Here is a 20,008-nt window from a genome sequence, read left to right as displayed (position 1 = left end):
TTTCATGCAGGGCATACTTGCGGACGCCGTTATCTACCTGCTTGCGGCCGTGATCGCAGTGCCGATTTGTGTTCGGTTCGGGCTGGGGTCCGTGCTGGGCTATCTGCTGGCCGGGATCATCATTGGCCCGGTTCTGGGCATTGTCGGCGCCGAAACCCAAGACCTGCAACACATCGCGGAATTCGGTGTTGTGATGATGCTATTCCTCATCGGGCTGGAGCTTGATCCGCGGGCCCTATGGGGGATGCGCGCGCGGCTTGCGGGCCTTGGCGGGCTACAGATATCGATCACGATGGGGGTCGTCACGGCGGCCGCCATGGCACTTGACCTGGAATGGAGCGTCGCCTTGTCGATCGGGATGATCTTCGCCCTGTCATCCACCGCTATCGTCCTGCAAACGTTCACAGAAAAAGGGTTGATGCGGACAACCGGGGGCCGCTCCGGCTTTACGGTTTTGCTGGCCCAAGACATCGCGGTCATCCCAATGCTGGCCTTTATTCCCCTGCTCGCCTTGCCCGGTTTGCACAACGCGGCCAGCGGTGATCACGGCGGCGGCCACGGTGACGAAGGCCCGGTGATGCACCTGATCGACAGCTTGCCCGCGTGGGGTGTGACGCTTGTCACAATCGGGGCCGTGGTCGCTGTTGTGCTGGGCGGCCACTACCTGACGCGCCCGATCTTTCGGTTCATCCACATGGCCAAGTTGCGCGAAATGTACACGGCGGTCTCGCTGTTGTTCGTCGTCGGGGTCGCGGCCCTGATGCTAACGGTCGGGCTATCGCCCGCGCTGGGTACGTTCCTTGCGGGCGTCGTCTTGGCAAACTCCGAATTCCGCCATGAGCTAGAGGCCGATATTGAACCGTTCAAAGGCCTCCTACTGGGCCTATTCTTCATCACGGTCGGTGCGGGCATCAACTTTGGCGTCTTTATGTCGGCACCCGTGACAATCATTGGCCTCACATTCGGGCTGATCACGGTCAAAGGGTTGATCCTTTATGGCTTGGCCATGGCCGCGCGCTTGCCCCGCAAAGACAGGTTACTTTTCGCACTGTCACTGGCCCAAGCCGGGGAATTCGGCTTCGTGCTCACCTCATTTTCAGTGCAGCAAAACGCGGTCCCCGCAGAACTGGGCCAAGCCCTCCTGCTGGTGATCGCGTTTTCGATGCTGCTCACGCCCGTTCTGTTCATCGTCTATGAACACGTCTCAAAAAGCCTTGTGGACCCAACGCCTACTACGCCCCACGACGACATTGATGAAAAACAGCCCGTGATCATCGCCGGCATCGGGCGGTTTGGTCAGGTTGTGAACCGTATGATGCAGATGGCGCAGGTGCGCACCGTGGTGTTGGACAATGACCTATCGACCATCCAGCTGATGCGCCGTTTTGGGGTCAAAGGGTTCTTTGGAGACCCCACGCGCCCCGAGCTGTTGCACGCCGCCGGATTTGAGCAGGCAAAGGTTTTGGTCGTTGCGATGGATGACCCGAAAGAGGCAATCAAACTGGTGGAATATGCCCGCCGCGAACGCCCGGATCTGCACATCGTCGCCCGCGCATACGACCGCGTGCACACATATGCTCTCTACCGCGCGGGTGCCGATGACATCGTCCGAGAGATGTTCGATAGCTCCCTCCGGGCAGGCCGCTACGTGTTAGAAAACATGGGCTACACGGAATATGAGGCAAATGAAGCCGAACAGGCGTTCTTTAAACACGATCGCCACGCGCTACTGGAACTGGCAAAGCTGTGGAACCCCGACCTACCGCTGGCCGAAAATGACGCCTACGTAGCCCGCGCGCGCGATCTGAACAAAGACCTCGAAACAGCACTCCTGCGGCACGAAACCGGTGAAGATATCACCGACGCCGAGGATGCGCCTGACGCTGCGCCGTCTCAACCGGGATAGGGATAAGCGCCTCAGCCTGGGGCCGCCCACCGCCCCTGCGATCATCCCGACCAAGGGACATAATTGCGCGGCCCATCTGAACCGAGCCGAAGGTGATCACGAACAACATCGTCATCACCGCAAGCGCGATAAACCCTTCGCTGGTGTTCAAAACCAGATGCCGCAGACCCACGACATCAAACGCCAACAGCAGACCGACAAAAGCCACCCCAGCAACAGCCCCAATGGCCGCGTGTTTTAAAAGAAATCGAATATGGTGTGGCATGTGCAGTCTCCGTTCTTGCGGGCGTCACCGCGATGATACACGTAAACGCCCCTTGAATGGTTAACTGTGCGTGATTTTCGCCAAAACAACCCGTTTAGGCCGAAAATACCGGCGTTCGCTTAGGAAAACGCCTCTGGCCGGGCTTCGCGGGCCATGTGATCCAGCACCGCGTTCACGAACTTAGGCTCTTTGCCTTCGGGGAAAAACGCGCGCGCAACGTCGACGAATTCAACGATCACGACCTTGGGCGGTGTTTTTGCACCGATCAATTCCGCACCCGCAGCCCGGAACAAGGCCCGCAGCGTGGGGTCTATCCGGTCAATCGGCCACTTGGCCACCAACGCACGGTCGGTCATTTGGTCGATCTTGGCCTGACGCTCAACCGCGCCTTCCAACAGGTCACGGAACGTGTCCAAATCGCCATCGGCCATCTCACCGATGTCGTAGTCGGCCCCAAACCGGTGATCTTCAAACTCCACGCGGACCTTGTCCACGGTCTGCCCTGCGGCTTCCATTTGGAATAGCGCCTGAACGGCAAAAAGGCGCGCGGCAGATTTCATCTGCTTTTTCAGCGCCCGGGTATCTGAAGAAGTCGTCATGCAGTTGTTGGCCCTTTGGTCGTTTCCGCCATCAAGACGGTGCCTGCGGGCTTGAAGCCCACACCAGAGGGCGGTTTAGCGAATTTCCGTGTCAGCGCAACCAAATGCAGCGCCGCTGCAGCCGCACCACCACCTTTATTTTGATCCTTAGGATCAGCACGGACCTCAGCCTGTTTGCGGTTCTCAACGGTAAGGATACCATTGCCGATACAAGCCCCCGAAAGGCCCAGCATCGTGATCCCGCGCGAGCTGTCATTGCAGACCGTATCGTAGTGCGTTGTCTCACCCCGGATGACACAGCCCAAGCCGACATAGCCGTCGAAATTCGACTGCCGATGGGCAATACCAATCGCTGTGGGAACCTCTAGCGCGCCGGGCACTTCAACCACCTCATAACTTGCGCCTGCGACTTCTAGCTCCGCAGTCGCGCCCGCCAACAGGTTGTCAGCGATGTCTTTGTAATACGGCGCAACCACGACCAAAACCTTAACAGGCGCATCAAAGGTTGGACGGGGTGGGGAATAATGCTGCTCAGCGCTGGCCATGGTCTACTCCTGCGGGATGGGGTGGGTGCCGGTGATAGCCAAGCCGTACGCCTCAAGGCCGACAACCTTGGGTGCGCCCGAGTTGGTCACAAGGATCATCTGCGAGATCCCAAGTGCGGCAAGGATCTGCGCGCCCAGCCCGTATTGCCGCAATTTCTGCGGCGAGGCTTTGCCCTCAGTGTCCAGCTTCATCGCCGTATCACGCAACAGCACGACAACGCCGCGATCCGCGTCCGCAATCACGTCCATAGCGCGCGAAAGGTCGCTCTCACCGATGCCCAAAACGTCCTCAACAGGATTGAGCGCATGCATGCGTACCAAAACCGGCTCAGGCGTGGAAATGTCGCCTTTCGTCAAGACAACGTGCTCTGCGCCCTCAGTTTCGTCGGTAAATATCCGCAAAAGCCAATCGCCCCCATGGGCAGATGTGACCGGACGGGACGCCGTTTGGTTCACCAGATTGTCGTGCCGCCGCCGATACGAGATCAGATCACTGATCGTCCCGATCTTGAGACCGTGGCGCTGCGCGAAGGAAATCAGGTCGGGCAAACGAGCCATAGACCCGTCCTCTTTCATGATCTCACAGATCACGCCCGAAGGGTTCAGCCCCGCCAACCGCGAGATATCCGTCGCGGCCTCAGTGTGGCCCGCGCGGACCAACACACCACCGTCGCGCGCGCGCAGCGGAAACACGTGGCCCGGCGTCGCGATGTCCGCCGCAGTTTTGCCCGCGTCAATCGCCACAGCCACCGTGCGCGCCCGATCATGGGCAGAGATGCCGGTCGTCACGCCCTCACGCGCCTCAATCGACACGGTAAACGCGGTCTCGTGACGGCTAGAGTTTTGCGTGGCCATCAACGGCAGGCCCAGCGCGTCGATCCGCTCGGTGGGTAGCGTCAGACAAATCAGGCCACGCCCATGGGTCGCCATAAAGTTGATCGCATCCGGCGTCGCCATTTGCGCAGGGATCACCAGATCGCCTTCGTTTTCACGGTCCTCATGGTCCACAAGGATAAACATACGACCGTTGCGCGCGTCTTCGATGATCTCCTCAATGGGGGAAATCACATCGGAATTTGCGGCTTCAACGGGGCCGGGTGCCTCAAAGGGCAATGGATCTGACATGGGTCTCTCCTGATATCGTTGCGCAGGCACATACCCTGCCCGCGCCCGCGTGACCAGCCGTGCCGCGACGGCTGTTGGGAAAAGTGAGCAGATACGCTCCCGCCAAAGGGGCGCGCGAACCTACGCCCAGTCTTGCAGACGGGCGACGTAACGGGCGAGCGTGTCGATCTCAAGGTTAACCTTGTCGCCCACCTTGGCCGCGCCCCATGTGGTCACGGTTTTGGTGTGCGGGATCAAGTTCACCCCGAAATGCGTGCGGCCAACCTCATTCACGGTCAACGACGTCCCATCAAGCGCAACAGACCCCTTGGGCGCGATGAACCGCGCCAGCGCCTCAGGCACCTCAAAGGTATAGCGTGTGCTATCACCCTCATCCTGCATGGCCGTGATATGCGCGACACCGTCCACATGGCCCGACACAATGTGCCCGCCCAGTTCGTCACCGACCTTCAGCGCGCGCTCAAGGTTCACGCCGCGCCCCTCGGCCCAATCGGAAATCGCGGTCTTGGAGACACTTTCGGCCGAAATATCCACGTCAAACCACGCGCCTTGATCATCGCGCCCCCGGTCCACAACCGTCAGGCAGCAACCGTCACAGGCAATCGAGGCCCCAAGGTCGATCCCCTCAGGGTCGTAGGCCGTGCCAATCCGCGCCCGCAGATCGCCGCGCCGCTCTAGCGTGCGGATCGTTCCAACATCGGTGATGATACCTGTGAACATAAAGGCCTCCTGTTGCTCACCGCGAGGTAGCCCTAACCACCTGCCAAGACAAGCCTGCGGGCACATTGCGGCACCGCCAAACGCGCGCGCCCTTCCCGAAACCTTGTGAAATAAATGCCACACTCGGCGAAATTTCGTCTACGCGACGCGCAAAGCCCCATGAAAAACTAGAAATACACGCCCACACGGGGTACGCTTTTCCAAAATATAAAACTGAGGCACTTCGGCAGCTAGGAGCCCATTCTTTTGATTACCACGGCACCCCGGGGGGCGAAGATTATCGTCCTGGTGTTGATTGCGTCTTTGGTGGCGGCCTGCGGGTTGCCACGCGGTGGGCCAAGCAAACGCCAAATCTTTTCAGGTTCTGTCCTCGAACAGGGGGATGCGTTCATCGTATCCGTCAATGACCGCGTGACGCGGGCCACGGGCATTGTGCCCGCACTGGGCTTTTCGGAGGAACTGATCAATGCAGCCCCCGTTGGCGCGGACACGATCCGCCCCGGCGACACGCTGGGCCTGACGATCTACGAAAACGTTGAGGACGGCTTGCTCGCGAGTGCGGGTCAGAACGCCTCCGTCATCAATGAGGTTCAAGTAGACGGCGCGGGCTTTATCTTTGTGCCCTACGCTGGGCGCATCCGGGCGGCGGGCAATTCCCCCAACCGCCTGCGCGAAATCATCACCGAACGGCTGGATGCGCAAACCCCCGACCCTCAAGTCGTCGTGCGTCGCCTTGCGGGCGATGGTGCCACGGTCAGCGTGCTGGGCAACGTCGGCGCGCAGGGGGTCTATCCAATCGAACGCTCCAACCGGATGCTGACCTCGATGCTGGCCACAGCGGGCGGCGTCAGCGCGGTGCCCGAGATTGCACAAGTCACGCTGGTGCGCGGCAATGCGACGGAAAAAGTCTGGCTGCTGGATCTCTATAAACAACCGCGCCTCGACATTGCCCTGCGCAATGATGACCGCATTCTGGTCGAAGAGGACAGCCGCTCCTTCACGGCCCTTGGCGCAACCGGCGCGCAAAGCCGCCTCGCCTTTGAAAGCCAAACGCTTTCGGCGATTGAGGCCATCGCACAGGTCGGCGGTTTAAACAGCAGTCTGGCCGACCCCACCGGCGTGTTCGTTTTCCGTAATGAGCCAGAGTTCATCGCCCGTCAGGTGTTGGACCGCGATGATCTGATCGGCACCCAGCGCTTTGCCTATGTGCTCGACCTGACGGAGCCGAACGGCGTGTTCATCGCCCGTGATTTCGTCGTGCGGGATGGCGATACCGTCTATGTGACCGAGGCCCCGTTTGTGACCTGGAGCAAGACAATCTCCTCGCTCACAGGGTCGCTTGGCAATGTCGGCGCGGTCAGCCAGCTGGTCGAAGGCGGCTAAGCGCCCCTTGGGACCGCGACCAGACATGTCTTCTTCCACCGCGCCCGAGGGGTCCCTTCGGGCGCGTTTCTATAACACCCGCTTTGCAACCGACCGCAGGGTGCGGCGGATCCTGCAATTGGCCGGGATTGATCTGGTCTTTGGCCCAACCGCACGGGGCGGCGACACGGTGGCCGCTTATGGGCACGGCCCACACACCCAGCGGGCCGAGGCCGCAGCCGCCCGCAACACCCTGCCGATCACCCGCTTGGACGATGGTTTTTTGTGCGGCCTGCATCCCACGGATCACGGCACGCCGCCCATCGGCCTGTGCGTCGATCATCGCGGCAGCCACTATGACGCGCGCCGCCCAACGGACCTCGAAAACCTGCTGGCGCGGCACCCGTTCGACGATGCCCCCCTACTGGCCCGTGCAAACAACGCAATGGACCGGATGCGCCGCACGCATATCACCAAGTTCGCCGCCGTGGACCCCGCGCTAGAGCCGCCAAAACCCGGCTATGTGTTGGTCATCGACCAGCCCCGCGATGACCCGGCCATCACCTATGGCAACGCCTCCGCCGCCACCTTTCGGGAGATGTTGGTCTTTGCCCAGACCGAACACCCCCACACCCGGATCATCATCAAATCCCACCCCAAAGCGCACGCAGGCACCGGCCATTTCACCAAATCTGATACGAACCGCAACATCACGCTTGAGGACCGCGCCCTTTCGCCTTGGGCCCTGCTGGACGGGGCGATCGCGGTCTATACCGTGTCGAGCCACATGGGCTTTGAAGCAATCCTTGCGGGCCACAAACCGCAGGTGTTTGGCCAACCGTTCTATGCGGGCTGGGGCCTGACGGCGGACCGCAACCCGATTGATCGCCGCCGTCGCACCCTGACCAAGGCGCAGCTGTTTGCGGGCGCAATGCTAATATACCCCAAGTGGTACAGCCCCTTCACCGACACCCTGTGCGAGCTGGAGGATATCCTCGAAATCCTTGAGGCGCAGGCCCGCGCGTGGCGCGAGGACCGGCAGGGATACATCGGGACCGGCATGCGATTTTGGAAACGCGCCGCCTTTCAGGAGATGTTTGGCCGCCCCATGCGCATGACATTTACGGAGACCCTGCGCGCACCGGACCGCCCCGTGCTGGTCTGGAGCCGCGCGATCACGCCGGAACTGCGCGCCACCAGTGCCAATCACAATCAACCGCTGATCCAAGTGGAGGACGGCTTTCTTCGCTCGCGCGGGTTGGGGGCTGCGATGACGCCGCCGCTCAGCCTCGTGCTGGATCACGCGGGCATCTATTACGACCCGCGCAGCGCTTCGGACCTTGAAGGGCTGATCACCCAATCCGCAAGCCTAAGCGCGGCCGATCAGGTGCGCGCCAAACGCTTGGTAGATGCGCTCCTGAAACTTGGGGTGACGAAATATAACCTCACCGGGCGCGCCGCCGCCCCCACCCCGCCCAAAGGCGCGCGGGTGATCCTTGTACCGGGGCAAGTGGCGGATGATGCCTCCATCCTGACGGGCACGGACCGCGTCGCGGATAACGCCGCCCTTCTGGCCGCCTCGCGGCGCGAAAACCCCGATGCATGGATCATCTACAAACCCCACCCGGACGTGGAAACCGGCCTGCGCAACGGTCAAATCCCCGCGACTGAGGCCGATTTCATCGCAAGCGAGGCAGACCCCCTCGCGCTGTTGAAAATCGCGGATGAGGTGTGGACCATGACCTCAACCCTCGGGTTTGAGGCCCTGTTGCGCGGCGTGCCTGTCACGACGCTTGGGGCGCCGTTCTATGCGGGCTGGGGGCTGACCCGCGACTTGGGCACCATCCCCGCGCGCCGCCAAGCCCGCCCGACCCTGCTGCAATTCGTACACGCCACCTTGATCGCCTATCCGCGCTATTACGACGCCGAAACGGGGCTAGCCTGCCCGCCCGAGGTCGCGGTGATGCGGCTCGCGCAGGGCGGCAAAATCCGCAGCGGATATGCCGCCCGCGCGGGCGTCAAGCTCCAGAGCGTTCTGGCCTCACTCCCGCGCCCAAACCGCTAAGCCGCAGAGGCCCGCGCGTTCAGTGCCAAGTCCTTAGCCAAGGCAAATGCCCCCTTCACGCGGTCACCCTCAGACGGCCAATCCTGTTGCACCACGATCTTGGTATCCTTGATCTTGGCCCGGCCATTTTGCCCGTGAACAAACGCCACCAACCCTGCGGGATTGGCGTATTTGTTGTTATAAAACTCAATCGTGGCGCCCTTGGCCCCGACGTTCAGCTTGGCAATACCCGCCTTCTTGCACATCGCCTTGATCCGCACGATCCGCGTCAGCAACGTGACTTCCCGCGGGAGGGGGCCGAACCGGTCAATCAACTCAGCCGCAAAGCCCTCCAACTCGACCTTGCTCGCCAGCGTTGAGAGCCTGCGATACAAGCCCAGCCGCACGTCCAAATCGGGCACGTAATCCTCGGGGATCAACACGGGCACCCCTAGGTTGATCTGCGGCGCCCATTGGTCATCCGTCTCAACCAAGCCCGCCTCACCGGCCTTCAACTTGGCAATCGTTTCCTCCAGCATGGATTGGTACAGCTCATGGCCGACCTCACGCATGTGGCCCGATTGCTCCTCACCGATGATGTTGCCAGAGCCGCGAATATCAAGATCCTGCGAGGCGATGTTAAAACCCGCACCCAGCGCATCAAGAGAGCCCAAAACCTTGAGCCGCTTTTGCGCCGTGGGCGTTAGCTTCGTACGCGGTTTCGTCGTCAGATAGGCATAGGCACGCGTCTTGGACCGCCCCACCCGACCGCGAATTTGATAGAGCTGGCTCAGGCCAAACATATCCGCGCGGTGGATGATCATCGTGTTGGCCGTCGGGATATCAATACCCGATTCCACAATCGTCGTGGCCAGAAGGACGTCATACTTACCGTCGTAAAACGCGTTCATCCGGTCATCCAGATCGCCTGCCGCCAATTGGCCGTGGGCCAGCGCATAGGTCACCTCTGGCACCTGATTGCGCAGGAATTCCTCCATCTCGGACAGGTCCGAAATGCGCGGCACAACCACGAAACTCTGCCCGCCGCGATAGTGTTCGCGCAACAGCGCCTCACGCAGGGTCACAGTGTCAAACGCGCTGACGTAGGTGCGGATCGCAAGCCGGTCCACCGGCGGCGTGCCAATCACGCTCAGGTCCCGCACCCCAGACAGCGACATTTGCAGCGTGCGCGGGATCGGCGTGGCCGACAGCGTCAGAACATGCACATCCGAACGCATCTCTTTGAGCCGCTCTTTGTGGGTGACGCCGAAATGCTGTTCCTCATCAATGACCAACAGGCCAAGGTCCTGAAACTTGACCGTTTTGGCCAAAAGCGCATGGGTGCCGATGGCAATATCCACGGACCCGTCCGCAATGCCCGCACGGGTCGCCGCGGCCTCTTTGTTGGTCACAAAGCGGGACAATTGCCTCACCGTCAGGGCGGTCCCGCGGAACCGTTCCGCAAAGCTCGCGGCGTGTTGGCGCGCAAGCAGCGTCGTGGGTGCGATCACGGCCACCTGTTTGCCCGCAGAGGCTGCCACAAAGGCCGCGCGCATCGCGACCTCGGTCTTGCCAAAGCCCACATCCCCCACGACCAGCCGGTCCATCGGCCGGCCAGAGCCGAGGTCAGACACGACGTCATCAATCGCCGACATCTGATCGTCGGTTTCAGTGTAGGGGAAACGCGCGGCAAAAGTTTCGTACATATCATGCGGCGCGATCAACGCGGGCGCACGGCGCAGCGCGCGCTCGGCTGCGATCCGCATCAGCCGTTCGGCCACCTGACGAATGCGTTCTTTCAGCTTGGCCTTGCGCGCCTGCCACGCTCCGCCGCCCAGCTTGTCGAGCATCCCCTCCGACTGACCATAACGGCTCAGAAGTTCGATATTCTCAACCGGCAGGAACAGCCGGTCCCCGCCTGCGTACTCCAGCGTGAGGCATTCATGGGGAGCACCCGCCGCTCTGACGGTCTCTAGCCCTAGGTAGCGACCCACGCCGTGATCCACATGGACTACCAGATCTTGTGGCGACAAGCTTTGCGCTTCGGTCAGATAATTCTCAGCCCGGCGCTTTTTCTTGGGGCCGCGCACCAAACGCTCCCCCAAGACGTCTTGTTCGGAAATCACAACGATGTCCGAAGCCTCAAATCCCTCATCCAGCGGCCAAATCGTCAGACCGACCTCGCCTTTCGCCACCTCAGAGCGGTTCTTGATCAGCTTGACGTCCGTCAGTTCCTCATCAAGCAACAGGCCTTGCAAACGCTCCCGCGCGCCGCCCGAATAACTGGCGATCACCACGGCCTTATCGGCGCGCACGGCCTGCACGTGGGACTTGAGCGCGGTGAACAGGCTCAGCTCAGCCTGCTGCCGTTCGGGCGCAAAATTGCGGCCCTGACGCGCGCCCAGATCAATCACACCCGGCCCGGTGGGCTGGGAAAATGTGCTCATGTTCACGACGCGGCGGGGGGCCAGCGCGGCACCCCATGCGGCGTCATCCAGATAGAGCAAATCGGGGGGGCACGGCTTGTAGACAGTATCCACGCGCCCCTTTGCTGTCATCGCCTCGTGGCGGTTGTCGTACATGTCGGTCAGGCTGGTCCAACGGTCCGCGCGCAGGGCGTCGGCATCAGGGTCCACCACGACCGAAGCCGTTGGCATGTAATCAAAAAGCGTTTCCAATGTTTCATGGAAAAACGGCAACCAGTGTTCGATCCCGGCATGTTTGCGGCCCGCGCTGACGGCCTCATACAGCGGATCGTCCGTGCCCGCGGCCCCGAACTCAATGCGGTAGGTCTGCCGAAAGCGGGTGATCGCGGGGCCATCAAGGATGACCTCGGACACCGGGGCCAACTCAATCCCCTTGAGCTGTTCGGTCGTGCGCTGGCTCTGCGGATCAAAGCGGCGCAACCCGTCGAGCGTGTCACCAAAGAGGTCCAGCCGAACCGGCGCGGGCTCACCAGCGGGCCAAATGTCGATGATGCCGCCCCGGAACGCGTAATCGCCCGGCTCCATCACGGTTGAGGTCTGGGAAAACCCGTTGCGCACCAGATAATCGCGCAGGGCCTTTTCATCCAACCGTTGGTTGAGGCGCGCGGCAAAGCCCGCCCCGCGCAAAACCTCACGCGCGGGCACCCGTTGGGTCGCGGCGTTCAGCGTGGACAGCACGATCACCTTTTCCGAAAACCCGTGCGCAAGCAGGGTCAGCGTGGCCATCCGCTCGGCGCTGATCTCGGGGTTGGGCGAGACCCGATCATAGGGCAGACAATCCCACCCCGGAAGGCGCAACACAGGCACCTTGGGCGCGAAAAAGCGCAGGGCGGCGGCCATCGCCTCCATCCGTTTGTCGTCGCGGGCAAGGTGCAGGACCATGCCGTTTTCCAGCTCGCGCAGCAAAACGCTCGCGTCAAAGCCTTCGGGAGCGCCAGAGGCGGTGATGTGATTGGAAGAAGCCATGGCCGTGGGAGGTAACGGGATAAGCGCCGCTGTCAACCGCCCAGCACGTTCACGCTCATGTTTACGTACATGCCCCACATGGACGTGGCAAAGATCGACACAACCCCGACCATCTGCACTTTGACCCGGTGCCAACGCAGATGTTCCAGCAGCGCGCCCACCTCCATGCCGGGAATGGCCCGGGCTGAATGCAGCGACAGCCCCCAAACGATCGACATCGGAAAGCCCAGCAAAAACACCGCCTGCGCGAACTCAAGTCCGTAGACAAAGCCCAGCGACGCAAGGGCGGCCAGTGCGAAAAAGATGAACCCTGTGGCCCAGATACCGGAGACATCAAAGATATGGATCAAGCGACGCGCATGCATGTTGGCCAGCGTCTCAACATCGCGCAGGGCCGCGTCTTGGCCCCGGTTGGCACGTTGGACCATATCGAAGGGCACGCCGATCACCCAGTGCGCCGCCGTCGACCACAACACCGCCAGCGCGATCCAGAACCAAAGGTTCGAGAACGAGCGCATGTCGATGACCTCGAAGGCCGTATTGAGCCAGAAAAAATCCACTGCGTGCCTTCTGCGGGTGGGGAATGGCTTTTCTTTGGCGCGCGGGGGGCAAATTTGCAACCCGATAGGACATTTGCGGGCCTTGCAGCCGATGGCGATTTCGTGTCACTCAAACCTGACACATTATTCCAGGAGGACGCGATGCGCCCGACCCAGAGCCCCTTTCCCGGCACGCGACTGCGCCGGACCCGTGCAACCCCTGCCCTTCGGGCGCTGGTGCGGGAGGATCGGCTTTCGGTGGATGATCTGATCTGGCCCATTTTTGTGTGCGACGGTGAAAACACACGCCAGCCTATCCCCTCGATGCCGGGGGTTGAGAGGCTTTCGGTGGATCTGTTGGTTGAGGCCGCACGGCAAGCCGCTGACCTTGGGATCCCCGCGATTTGCCTGTTCCCCTACACGGACCCTGCGCTGAAAACGCCCGGCTGCGAAGAAGCGTGGAACCCCGACAACCTATCAAACCGCGCCACCCGCGCGATCAAGGCCGCCGTGCCGGAAATCGCGATCATGACGGACATCGCGCTGGACCCCTACAACACCCACGGTCACGACGGGATTGTGGTCAACGGTGAGGTCGTCAACGACGAAAGCGTTGAGGCGTTGGTCAAGATGGGCATGGCCCAAGCGGAGGCAGGTGCCGATATCCTTGGTCCCTCCGACATGATGGACGGCCGCATTGGTGCGTTGCGCCAAGCGCTTGAAACCAATGGCCACAAGAACGTTACTATCATGTCCTATGCCGCGAAATACGCGTCTGCCTTTTACGGTCCGTTCCGCGATGCGGTCGGAGCCTCGGGCGCGCTGACGGGCGATAAGAAAACCTATCAGATGGACCCCCTCAACCGGCGCGAGGCGATGCGCTTAATTGAGCGTGATCTGAGCGAAGGGGCCGATATGGTCATGGTCAAACCCGGCATGCCCTATCTGGACATCTGCCGTGAGGCCAAAGACACCTTTGGCGCGCCCACCTATGCCTATCAGGTGTCGGGGGAATACGCGATGATCAAGGCCGCTGCCGCCAACGGTTGGATCGATGGAGAGCGGGTGATGTTGGAAAGCCTCATGGCGTTTCGCCGCGCGGGATGTGATGGGGTCCTGACCTATTTCGCCCCTGAAGTCGCGCGGATTTTGAACCGCGGCTAGGGTCTGACCCCGCGACAGAGCTTAGGTCTGCACCTATGACCCATTGTTGCGAGCGCGCAACAATGGGTCATGCTAACTTACTTATAATTAACGATTTTCACACTATATTAGTGATTTGTTAACCACGAGATACCGATGGTGAGCGCCATATCTTGTGGCCACGGCCCCGCCCGCCGCTAATGCCTTGGCGCGGCCTAGCGCGCAGGCTCAAGCACCGTAACGCCCACCGCGCCCGCCCGCGCCAAGGCGGGATCTAGCGTCATCGGGATGTATTCGCCGCGCCGCCACAGCTCACCCAGATCATCGTAGTGCCGCGACAGCGGATGCCCGCTTTGCCCGGTTGAGATGATAAAGACAGAGCTTTCAGGATCCGAAAAGTCATAGACCCCGCGATAGGCCCCGGCATGGACGTTCGTGAACGGATCGGGGTCCTCACCAGAGGTCAGCCCGCGCATCAGCGTATTGTCCCCGCCCGAGGTTGATTGACGAATGTTCACCACCAGCGACAGGCCCGGCACCTCGCCCAACACGGGGTGATCATGACGGGCCTCATGGGCGTCGCCCCAGCGCCAACTGGCGGGCGTGCGACCATAGCGTTCCGTCAGCCAGATCAGCGCCTCATCCAGCGAAATCCGCGCCATGTCTGCGCAGGTCTCAAGGGGGGTGGATTGGATCACATCGCACCACGCCGCCGCCCCTTGGGCGTTGCGGTAGACCCGCTCGATGAACAAAGGTTCAACATGGGTGTAATCGTCGGCCAAGGGGCCCAGTTCATCGCGGATCAGGCGATCCTGAAGGTGGCGCACCCATGCGGCATAAATCAGCGGCTCGGGCAGATGTTCGGACATCTCACCATTCCATGCCGCCAAAAGCGTCAGGGCATCGTGGCGCGTGCGTTCGGGGGTGTCGGCGGCGGCGGCCTCACCGGTGAACCAAAGGTCCCGCCCGATCAGCGGCAAAAGTGCACGAGCCGAGATACTGACGGGGTCTAGTTGCGCTTCGATAAAGCTTTCGCGGGTATGGGCGACGCGTGCCTGCATCAACCGTTCCCAGCGTTGGACGCGTTGGGTGTCGCCCCACCAGTGGCTGATGTGGCGGGGAAAGGGCTGATCTACGGTTTTATTGTTGGTGTTGCCCACGATGCCGCCTGCGGGGTCCACAAAACGAGGGTTCATCGCGTAGGGCATAGTGCCCTGCCAGCGGTTGCGCGGCTCCCACCCGGGGGCGGGGATGCGCCCTTGGCTTTGGTGGTTGATGTCACGCTGGGGCTGGTGCCCGATGATCTGCATTGCCACGCGGCGGCCGTCGACGACCGTCAGGTTTTGCGCCGGTGCCACGTGGTAGCGGCCCGCCTCAAGTGCCTGATCAATCGTGTTGGCAGCCATGATTTCGCGCGCGCCGCGCATTGAGGTGTCGGCATCGGCAAGTGCGGTCCAACCCAAGGCCGCAACGTGCCCCTGCGGGGTGACACTGCCCAGATCGAACTGCCCACGCGTCAGGACCGGGCCATTGTCGGTCCAGCGCAGGGTGATGGTCACAGGGTCCGCATCCTTGACCTGAATAATACTCTCCCGGACCTCGAAATCTTTCCAGCCGTCGGGGGTGCGATATTGGAACGGGTTGTCGGGGTTCAGGCGTTCGATGAACACGTCTTGGTCATCAAGATAGGCCGAGGTCAGGCCCCAGCCGATCTGGTCCGAGCGGCCGACCAGAACCAGCGGCATCCCCGGCACGGTGCCACCGATCACGCCGCCCGTCGCCAACTCAAGCCGTGCAAGATACCAGATGGACGGCGCGCTCAGCCCAAGGTGGGGGTCATTGGCCAGCAGCGTGCCCCCTTTGGCCGCGCGGGCGGGAGTGGCCGCCCAAGCGTTAGAGGCTCCCGCCATGTTGCGCGAAGGTGCGGGCCACAAGGCGGGCCGGTCCGAGCGGGCGATTTGCGTCGGCTCAAGCGTGGGGAACAATGTGCTAATCTCCGGCAGGACAGCCCGCCCGCCCCCCGGCGCATCCGGATGCAGATCCACCAACCGCTCCGCCGGCAGTACGAGGCCGGCGCGGGCGCGCGCGATCTCCTCCTCCATGTGTCCGGCCAATTGCAGGGCCATGATCTTGAGGACGGCAAGGCTATCGGTCGGCCGCCACGGCGCGATTTGTGGCGGAAACAGAAAATATTCCGGCGCGCCACGGCCCAAGGCCTCATCGTTGACCTGTTGGATACGGGCATTCACCCCGGCGGCATAGGCCTCCAGCATAGCCATCGTTTCAGGGTCCTGCGCGGGGATCGCACGGCTGGCCGCACCATACAGGTCCAACCGCCGCAGCAATTCATCCGTGCGCAGAGTTTCGGCGCCAAACAGCTCAGACAGACGGCCCTGCGCCGTGCGCCGCATTACCATCATCTGCCACAGCCGGTCCTGCGCGTGCACATAGCCCAAGCCAAAATAACTAGCCTCAGAGGTTTCGCCCAAAATGTGAGGCACGTTGTGGGTGTTGCGCACGATCTCGACCCGTGCCTCAAGCCCCGCAACACGCAGCCGCTTATCGTACTCAGGCAGCGACCGCGCCGCGAGAAGATAGCCCAAAAACAGCCCCAAAGCCGCCAAAGCAAACACGACCCCAATGCCACGCACCGTCCACCGAAACACCTCGCCCATACTTGTCCCCGTTGACGGCCACGCTCATCCCGTTACGTAACGGCTAGGAACGCTATTTGCAAAGGGAGCACACCATGGCGAACGTCACATTTCTGGGCTTGGGGGTCATGGGGTATCCGATGGCCGGGCATTTGGTAAAGGCCGGGCACACCGTCACCGTCTACAACCGCACCACTGCCAAGGCAGAGGCTTGGGTCGCAGAACATGGTGGCGCGATGGCCACAACACCGGCGGCGGCCGCAAAGGGCGCGGATTTTGTGATGTCCTGCGTGGGCAACGATGATGACCTGCGCAGCGTGTGCCTAGGGGAGGATGGCGCACTCGGAGCGATGGCTGCAGGCACCGTATTCGTCGATCACACAACAGTCTCCGCCGATATCACGCGCACGCTGTACGCGGCGGCCAAAGACCACGGCATCAGCTTCATTGATGCGCCCGTCTCCGGCGGACAGGCCGGCGCCGAAAACGGCGTGCTCAGCGTCATGTGCGGGGGCGACCAAGACGCCTATGACCAAGCCGCTCCGGTCATCGACGCCTATGCCGGTGCCTGTGCCCGCATGGGCGAAACAGGCGCGGGTCAGCTGACCAAGATGGTCAACCAAATCGCAATCGCAGGCCTCCTCCAGGGCTTGTCCGAGGCGATGCTATTTGCGGAAAAATCCGGCCTAGACGGACGCGCGGTTGTCGATGTGATCAAGGGCGGCGCTGCGGGCAGCTGGCAAATGCTCAACCGCCACGCGACCATGCTCGATGACACCTACGATTTCGGCTTCGCCGTCGACTGGATGCGCAAAGACCTCGGGATTTGCCTCGATGAGGCTAACAACATTGGCGCACCGCTGCCGGGCACGGCCATGATCGATCAATACTACAAAGACGTCCAAAACATGGGCGGCGGCCGGTGGGACACCTCAAGCCTCATCAAACGCCTGCGCGCACTCCAAGCCTAAAAGGCTCCTTTGTTCTAAAAATACTCAATGGCGCGCAGCGCCCACCGCGACGGGCCAAAGGCCCGGCGCAATCACAAATGAAAATGGCGCCACAAAAGGGCCATTTTCCCTCTGACCCAGCCATCGCTAGCTGATTTCATAGACAAACGATCCGCCGCGCCCCTGATCTCGGGTCACGTTAATGGAGCTGCCCTCTTGGGCCCACAGCTGGCAATCCTCAGGGGAAGGTCCGCGCGGCCCCGCGCTCAATTCACGGCACCAAAAACCGTCGCGAACAACCCATGTGCCGCGCGTCACCGCACCGCCGAATTCTCCCGAAAGACTTCCATCGGCATTCAAAACAAGATGATCGTTTTCATTTAATTCCAGACGTTTGCCCAAAAGAGGCGCAAACTCGGCTGATGTCGAGAGCTGCGTCGAGCTTGGGGCCATTTCCTCGGCCACGTCACATCCAAGCAAAACAAAAGGTAAAACAAACGCAATAATACGCATCACAAAACTCCACTAAAAAATTTAGGTCATAAGTTTTGTGAGGTTAGCAACGGGGTTTTGAACCTGTCAAATGCGCCGTCTTGGAGGATGGTCGGCACGGACCAAGAGCGGCCTTGCATCTTAGCACCCAAGGGTCGCGCTGAGGCCAAATTATTTCAAAGATGTAAGCCCCGCCAATGGCGGGGCTTTCCTTTAGATCAAACCTATTCGGTCGCCGCGCGGTTCATGCGGTTTTCGATCAGATCGTCCACAACGGACGGATCAGCCAGCGTAGATGTATCCCCCAAGGCGCCGAAATCATCTTCGGCGATCTTGCGCAGGATCCGGCGCATGATCTTGCCCGAGCGCGTCTTGGGCAAGCCCGGCGCCCACTGGATCAGATCGGGCTTCGCAATCGGGCCGATCTCGGTCCGGACCCATTTCTCCAGCTCTTTGCGCAGCTCTTCGGTCGCCTCGACCCCTGCCATCAACGTGACATAGGCATAGATACCCTGCCCTTTGACGTCGTGTGGATAGCCGACCACGGCGGCCTCTGCGACGGTTTCATGGGCAACCAGCGCGCTTTCGACTTCGGCGGTGCCCATCCGGTGGCCGGACACGTTGATCACGTCATCCACGCGGCCCGTGATCCAGTAGTACCCATCCGCGTCGCGGCGGCAGCCATCACCGGTGAAGTAGTAACCCTTGTAGTCCGAGAAGTATGTTTTCATGAACCGCTCATGATCGCCCCAGACGGTGCGCATTTGACCCGGCCAACTGTCGCGCAGGCACAACACGCCCTCGGCGGCTGTGTCCGTGATCTCTTCACCGGTTGTCGGCTCCAACACCACGGGCTGCACCCCAAAGAATGGCCGTGTCGCCGAGCCGGGTTTGGTCGCCGTCGCGCCGGGCAATGGCGTCAGAAGGTGGCCGCCGGTTTCTGTCTGCCACCACGTGTCGACAATCGGGCAACGCCCGCCGCCCACCACGTCGTTGTACCAATTCCAAGCCTCTGGGTTGATCGGCTCGCCCACTGTTCCGAGCAGTTTAAGCGAGGACAGATCGTACTTCACGACCCATTCATTGCCCTGCCCCATCAACGCGCGCAGCGCGGTCGGCGCGGTATAGAACTGGTTCACTTTGTGCTTTTCGCACACGGCCCAGAACCGGCCCGCGTCGGGATAGGTCGGCACGCCTTCGAACATCAGGGTCGTCGCCCCATTCGCGAGGGGACCGTACACGATGTAGCTATGGCCCGTGACCCAACCTACGTCCGCGGTGCACCAAAAGACGTCATTATCATGGTAATCGAAGGTGTATTGATGCGTCATCGCCGCAAACACGAGATACCCACCGGAGGAATGCACCACACCCTTTGGCTGACCGGTTGAGCCCGATGTATACAGGATGAACAGCGGGTCTTCGGCATTCATCTCAGCGGGGGTGCAGTAGGTCGAGGCCTCAGCGGCCAACGCGTTGTAGTCGAAATCGCGACCATCAATCCATGTGGTCTGGCCACCTGTGCGCTTGACCACCAGACATTTCACACCGTCATTGCCGTGCAGCAACGCTTTGTCCGTGTTGGTCTTGAGCGGTGTTTTCCGCCCGCCCCGGGGGGCTTCGTCGGCGGTGATCACGACCTTGGCGTTACACCCGTTGATCCGTGCGCCCAAGGCATCGGGCGAAAAGCCCGCGAAGACGATAGAATGCACCGCGCCGATCCGCGCGCAGGCCAGCATTGCATAGGCGGCCTCTGGGATCATGGGCAGGTACAGGACAACGCGGTCGCCTTTGCCCACGCCCAACCCCTTGAGCACATTAGCCATCCGCGAGGTTTGCTCCAACAGCTCCCGGTAGGAGATGTGGCGCGCGGGCTCGGTGGGTTCGTCGGGCTCAAAGATAATGGCGGTTTTATCGGGGGTCGCCGCCGCATGGCGGTCGATGCAGTTGGCCGAAACGTTGAGCGTGCCGTCTTCGTACCATTTGATGTCCACGTCGCCAAAATCGTAGCGGGTGTTTTTTACCTTGGTGTAGGGCTTGATCCAGTCGATCCGTTTGCCGTGCTCGCCCCAAAAGGCCTCGGGGTCTGTGACGGAGGCGGTGTACATCGCCTCATACGTCGCGGCATCGGCGTGGGCGTTGGCCGCAAATTCTGCACTGGGGGGATAGGTCTTATCGCTCATCGGTTTCTCCGATTATGATGTGGGAAACG

Annotated in this window: 15 protein-coding genes; 5 read left to right on the top strand and 10 right to left on the bottom strand. The window is 61.4% G+C overall.

What is annotated here, in order from left to right; all coding sequences use genetic code 11:
- The first annotated feature begins 4 nt into the window (after nucleotides 1-4).
- A complete protein-coding gene (locus tag THS5294_RS17580) occupies nucleotides 5-1,906 on the top strand; it encodes a monovalent cation:proton antiporter-2 (CPA2) family protein (RefSeq protein WP_072936585.1) in 1,902 nt (633 codons plus the stop codon).
- Here the strand turns inward: THS5294_RS17580 and THS5294_RS17575 are convergent.
- From THS5294_RS17575 to THS5294_RS17555, 5 genes are all read right to left on the bottom strand, one after another.
- The gene (locus tag THS5294_RS17575) at nucleotides 1,857-2,171 is read right to left on the bottom strand and encodes a hypothetical protein (RefSeq protein ID WP_058124733.1); all 315 of its coding nucleotides are present in this window, start codon (nucleotides 2,169-2,171) and stop codon (nucleotides 1,857-1,859) included. The genes THS5294_RS17580 and THS5294_RS17575 overlap by 50 nt on opposite strands.
- 119 nt (nucleotides 2,172-2,290) lie before the next feature.
- Nucleotides 2,291-2,770, bottom strand: a complete 480-nt coding sequence (gene nusB, locus THS5294_RS17570) for a transcription antitermination factor NusB (RefSeq protein WP_038004964.1) — start codon at nucleotides 2,768-2,770, stop codon at nucleotides 2,291-2,293.
- Nucleotides 2,767-3,315 (bottom strand): 6,7-dimethyl-8-ribityllumazine synthase, encoded by a 549-nt coding sequence (locus tag THS5294_RS17565; RefSeq protein ID WP_058124732.1) that lies wholly within the window; start codon nucleotides 3,313-3,315, stop codon nucleotides 2,767-2,769. Before THS5294_RS17565 ends, nusB begins: the two co-directional genes overlap by 4 nt.
- Nucleotides 3,316-3,318: 3 nt before the next feature.
- Nucleotides 3,319-4,440: a 3,4-dihydroxy-2-butanone-4-phosphate synthase gene (ribB, locus tag THS5294_RS17560; RefSeq protein ID WP_052068238.1), complete on the bottom strand. Its 1,122-nt coding sequence runs from the start codon at nucleotides 4,438-4,440 to the stop codon at nucleotides 3,319-3,321.
- 120 nt (nucleotides 4,441-4,560) lie between these two features.
- Entirely contained in the window at nucleotides 4,561-5,160 is a 600-nt protein-coding gene (locus tag THS5294_RS17555) for a riboflavin synthase (protein WP_038004960.1), read from the bottom strand.
- A 246-nt stretch (nucleotides 5,161-5,406) separates the two neighbouring features.
- Between THS5294_RS17555 and THS5294_RS17550 the strand changes: the two genes are divergently transcribed.
- Together THS5294_RS17550 and THS5294_RS17545 are read left to right on the top strand one after the other, a co-directional pair.
- Nucleotides 5,407-6,543 (top strand): polysaccharide biosynthesis/export family protein, encoded by a 1,137-nt coding sequence (locus THS5294_RS17550; protein ID WP_369793299.1) that lies wholly within the window; start codon nucleotides 5,407-5,409, stop codon nucleotides 6,541-6,543.
- Between the two features lie 25 nt (nucleotides 6,544-6,568).
- Nucleotides 6,569-8,587 carry a capsule polysaccharide biogenesis protein gene (locus THS5294_RS17545; RefSeq protein ID WP_058124731.1) on the top strand — a complete coding sequence of 673 codons (2,019 nt, stop codon included), beginning with the start codon at nucleotides 6,569-6,571 and terminating at the stop codon, nucleotides 8,585-8,587.
- On the opposite strand, the gene mfd is transcribed toward THS5294_RS17545, so the two are convergent.
- Both mfd and THS5294_RS17535 read right to left on the bottom strand, forming a co-directional pair.
- Nucleotides 8,584-12,018: a transcription-repair coupling factor gene (gene mfd, locus THS5294_RS17540; protein WP_058124730.1), complete on the bottom strand. Its 3,435-nt coding sequence runs from the start codon at nucleotides 12,016-12,018 to the stop codon at nucleotides 8,584-8,586. The two genes, THS5294_RS17545 and mfd, sit on opposite strands and share 4 nt — an antisense overlap.
- Before the next feature lie 32 nt (nucleotides 12,019-12,050).
- The gene (locus THS5294_RS17535; RefSeq protein WP_058124729.1) at nucleotides 12,051-12,578 is read right to left on the bottom strand and encodes a hypothetical protein; all 528 of its coding nucleotides are present in this window, start codon (nucleotides 12,576-12,578) and stop codon (nucleotides 12,051-12,053) included.
- 141 nt (nucleotides 12,579-12,719) lie between these two features.
- Here THS5294_RS17535 and hemB point away from each other — a divergent pair, with 141 nt between their 5' ends.
- The gene (hemB, locus tag THS5294_RS17530) at nucleotides 12,720-13,721 is read left to right on the top strand and encodes a porphobilinogen synthase (protein ID WP_058124810.1); all 1,002 of its coding nucleotides are present in this window, start codon (nucleotides 12,720-12,722) and stop codon (nucleotides 13,719-13,721) included.
- 194 nt (nucleotides 13,722-13,915) lie between these two features.
- Here hemB and THS5294_RS17525 read toward each other — a convergent pair whose 3' ends face one another.
- On the bottom strand, nucleotides 13,916-16,375 hold the full coding sequence (locus tag THS5294_RS17525) for a penicillin acylase family protein (protein ID WP_058124728.1): 2,460 nt from the start codon (nucleotides 16,373-16,375) through the stop codon (nucleotides 13,916-13,918).
- A 74-nt stretch (nucleotides 16,376-16,449) separates the two neighbouring features.
- On the opposite strand from THS5294_RS17525, the gene THS5294_RS17520 reads away from it, so the two are divergent.
- Nucleotides 16,450-17,325 (top strand): NAD(P)-dependent oxidoreductase, encoded by an 876-nt coding sequence (locus THS5294_RS17520; protein WP_038004950.1) that lies wholly within the window; start codon nucleotides 16,450-16,452, stop codon nucleotides 17,323-17,325.
- A 126-nt stretch (nucleotides 17,326-17,451) separates the two neighbouring features.
- Here the strand turns inward: THS5294_RS17520 and THS5294_RS17515 are convergent, their stop codons facing one another.
- Together THS5294_RS17515 and acs are read right to left on the bottom strand one after the other, a co-directional pair.
- Nucleotides 17,452-17,817: a hypothetical protein gene (locus THS5294_RS17515; protein WP_058124727.1), complete on the bottom strand. Its 366-nt coding sequence runs from the start codon at nucleotides 17,815-17,817 to the stop codon at nucleotides 17,452-17,454.
- A gap of 203 nt (nucleotides 17,818-18,020) precedes the next feature.
- Nucleotides 18,021-19,979 carry an acetate--CoA ligase gene (acs, locus tag THS5294_RS17510; RefSeq protein ID WP_058124726.1) on the bottom strand — a complete coding sequence of 653 codons (1,959 nt, stop codon included), beginning with the start codon at nucleotides 19,977-19,979 and terminating at the stop codon, nucleotides 18,021-18,023.
- Nucleotides 19,980-20,008 lie beyond the last annotated feature (29 nt).

The organism is Thalassobacter stenotrophicus (assembly GCF_001458315.1).
In the GTDB taxonomy this organism is placed as follows: Bacteria; Pseudomonadota; Alphaproteobacteria; order Rhodobacterales; family Rhodobacteraceae; genus Thalassobacter; species Thalassobacter stenotrophicus.
This window is presented reverse-complemented; position numbering and strand designations above follow the sequence as displayed.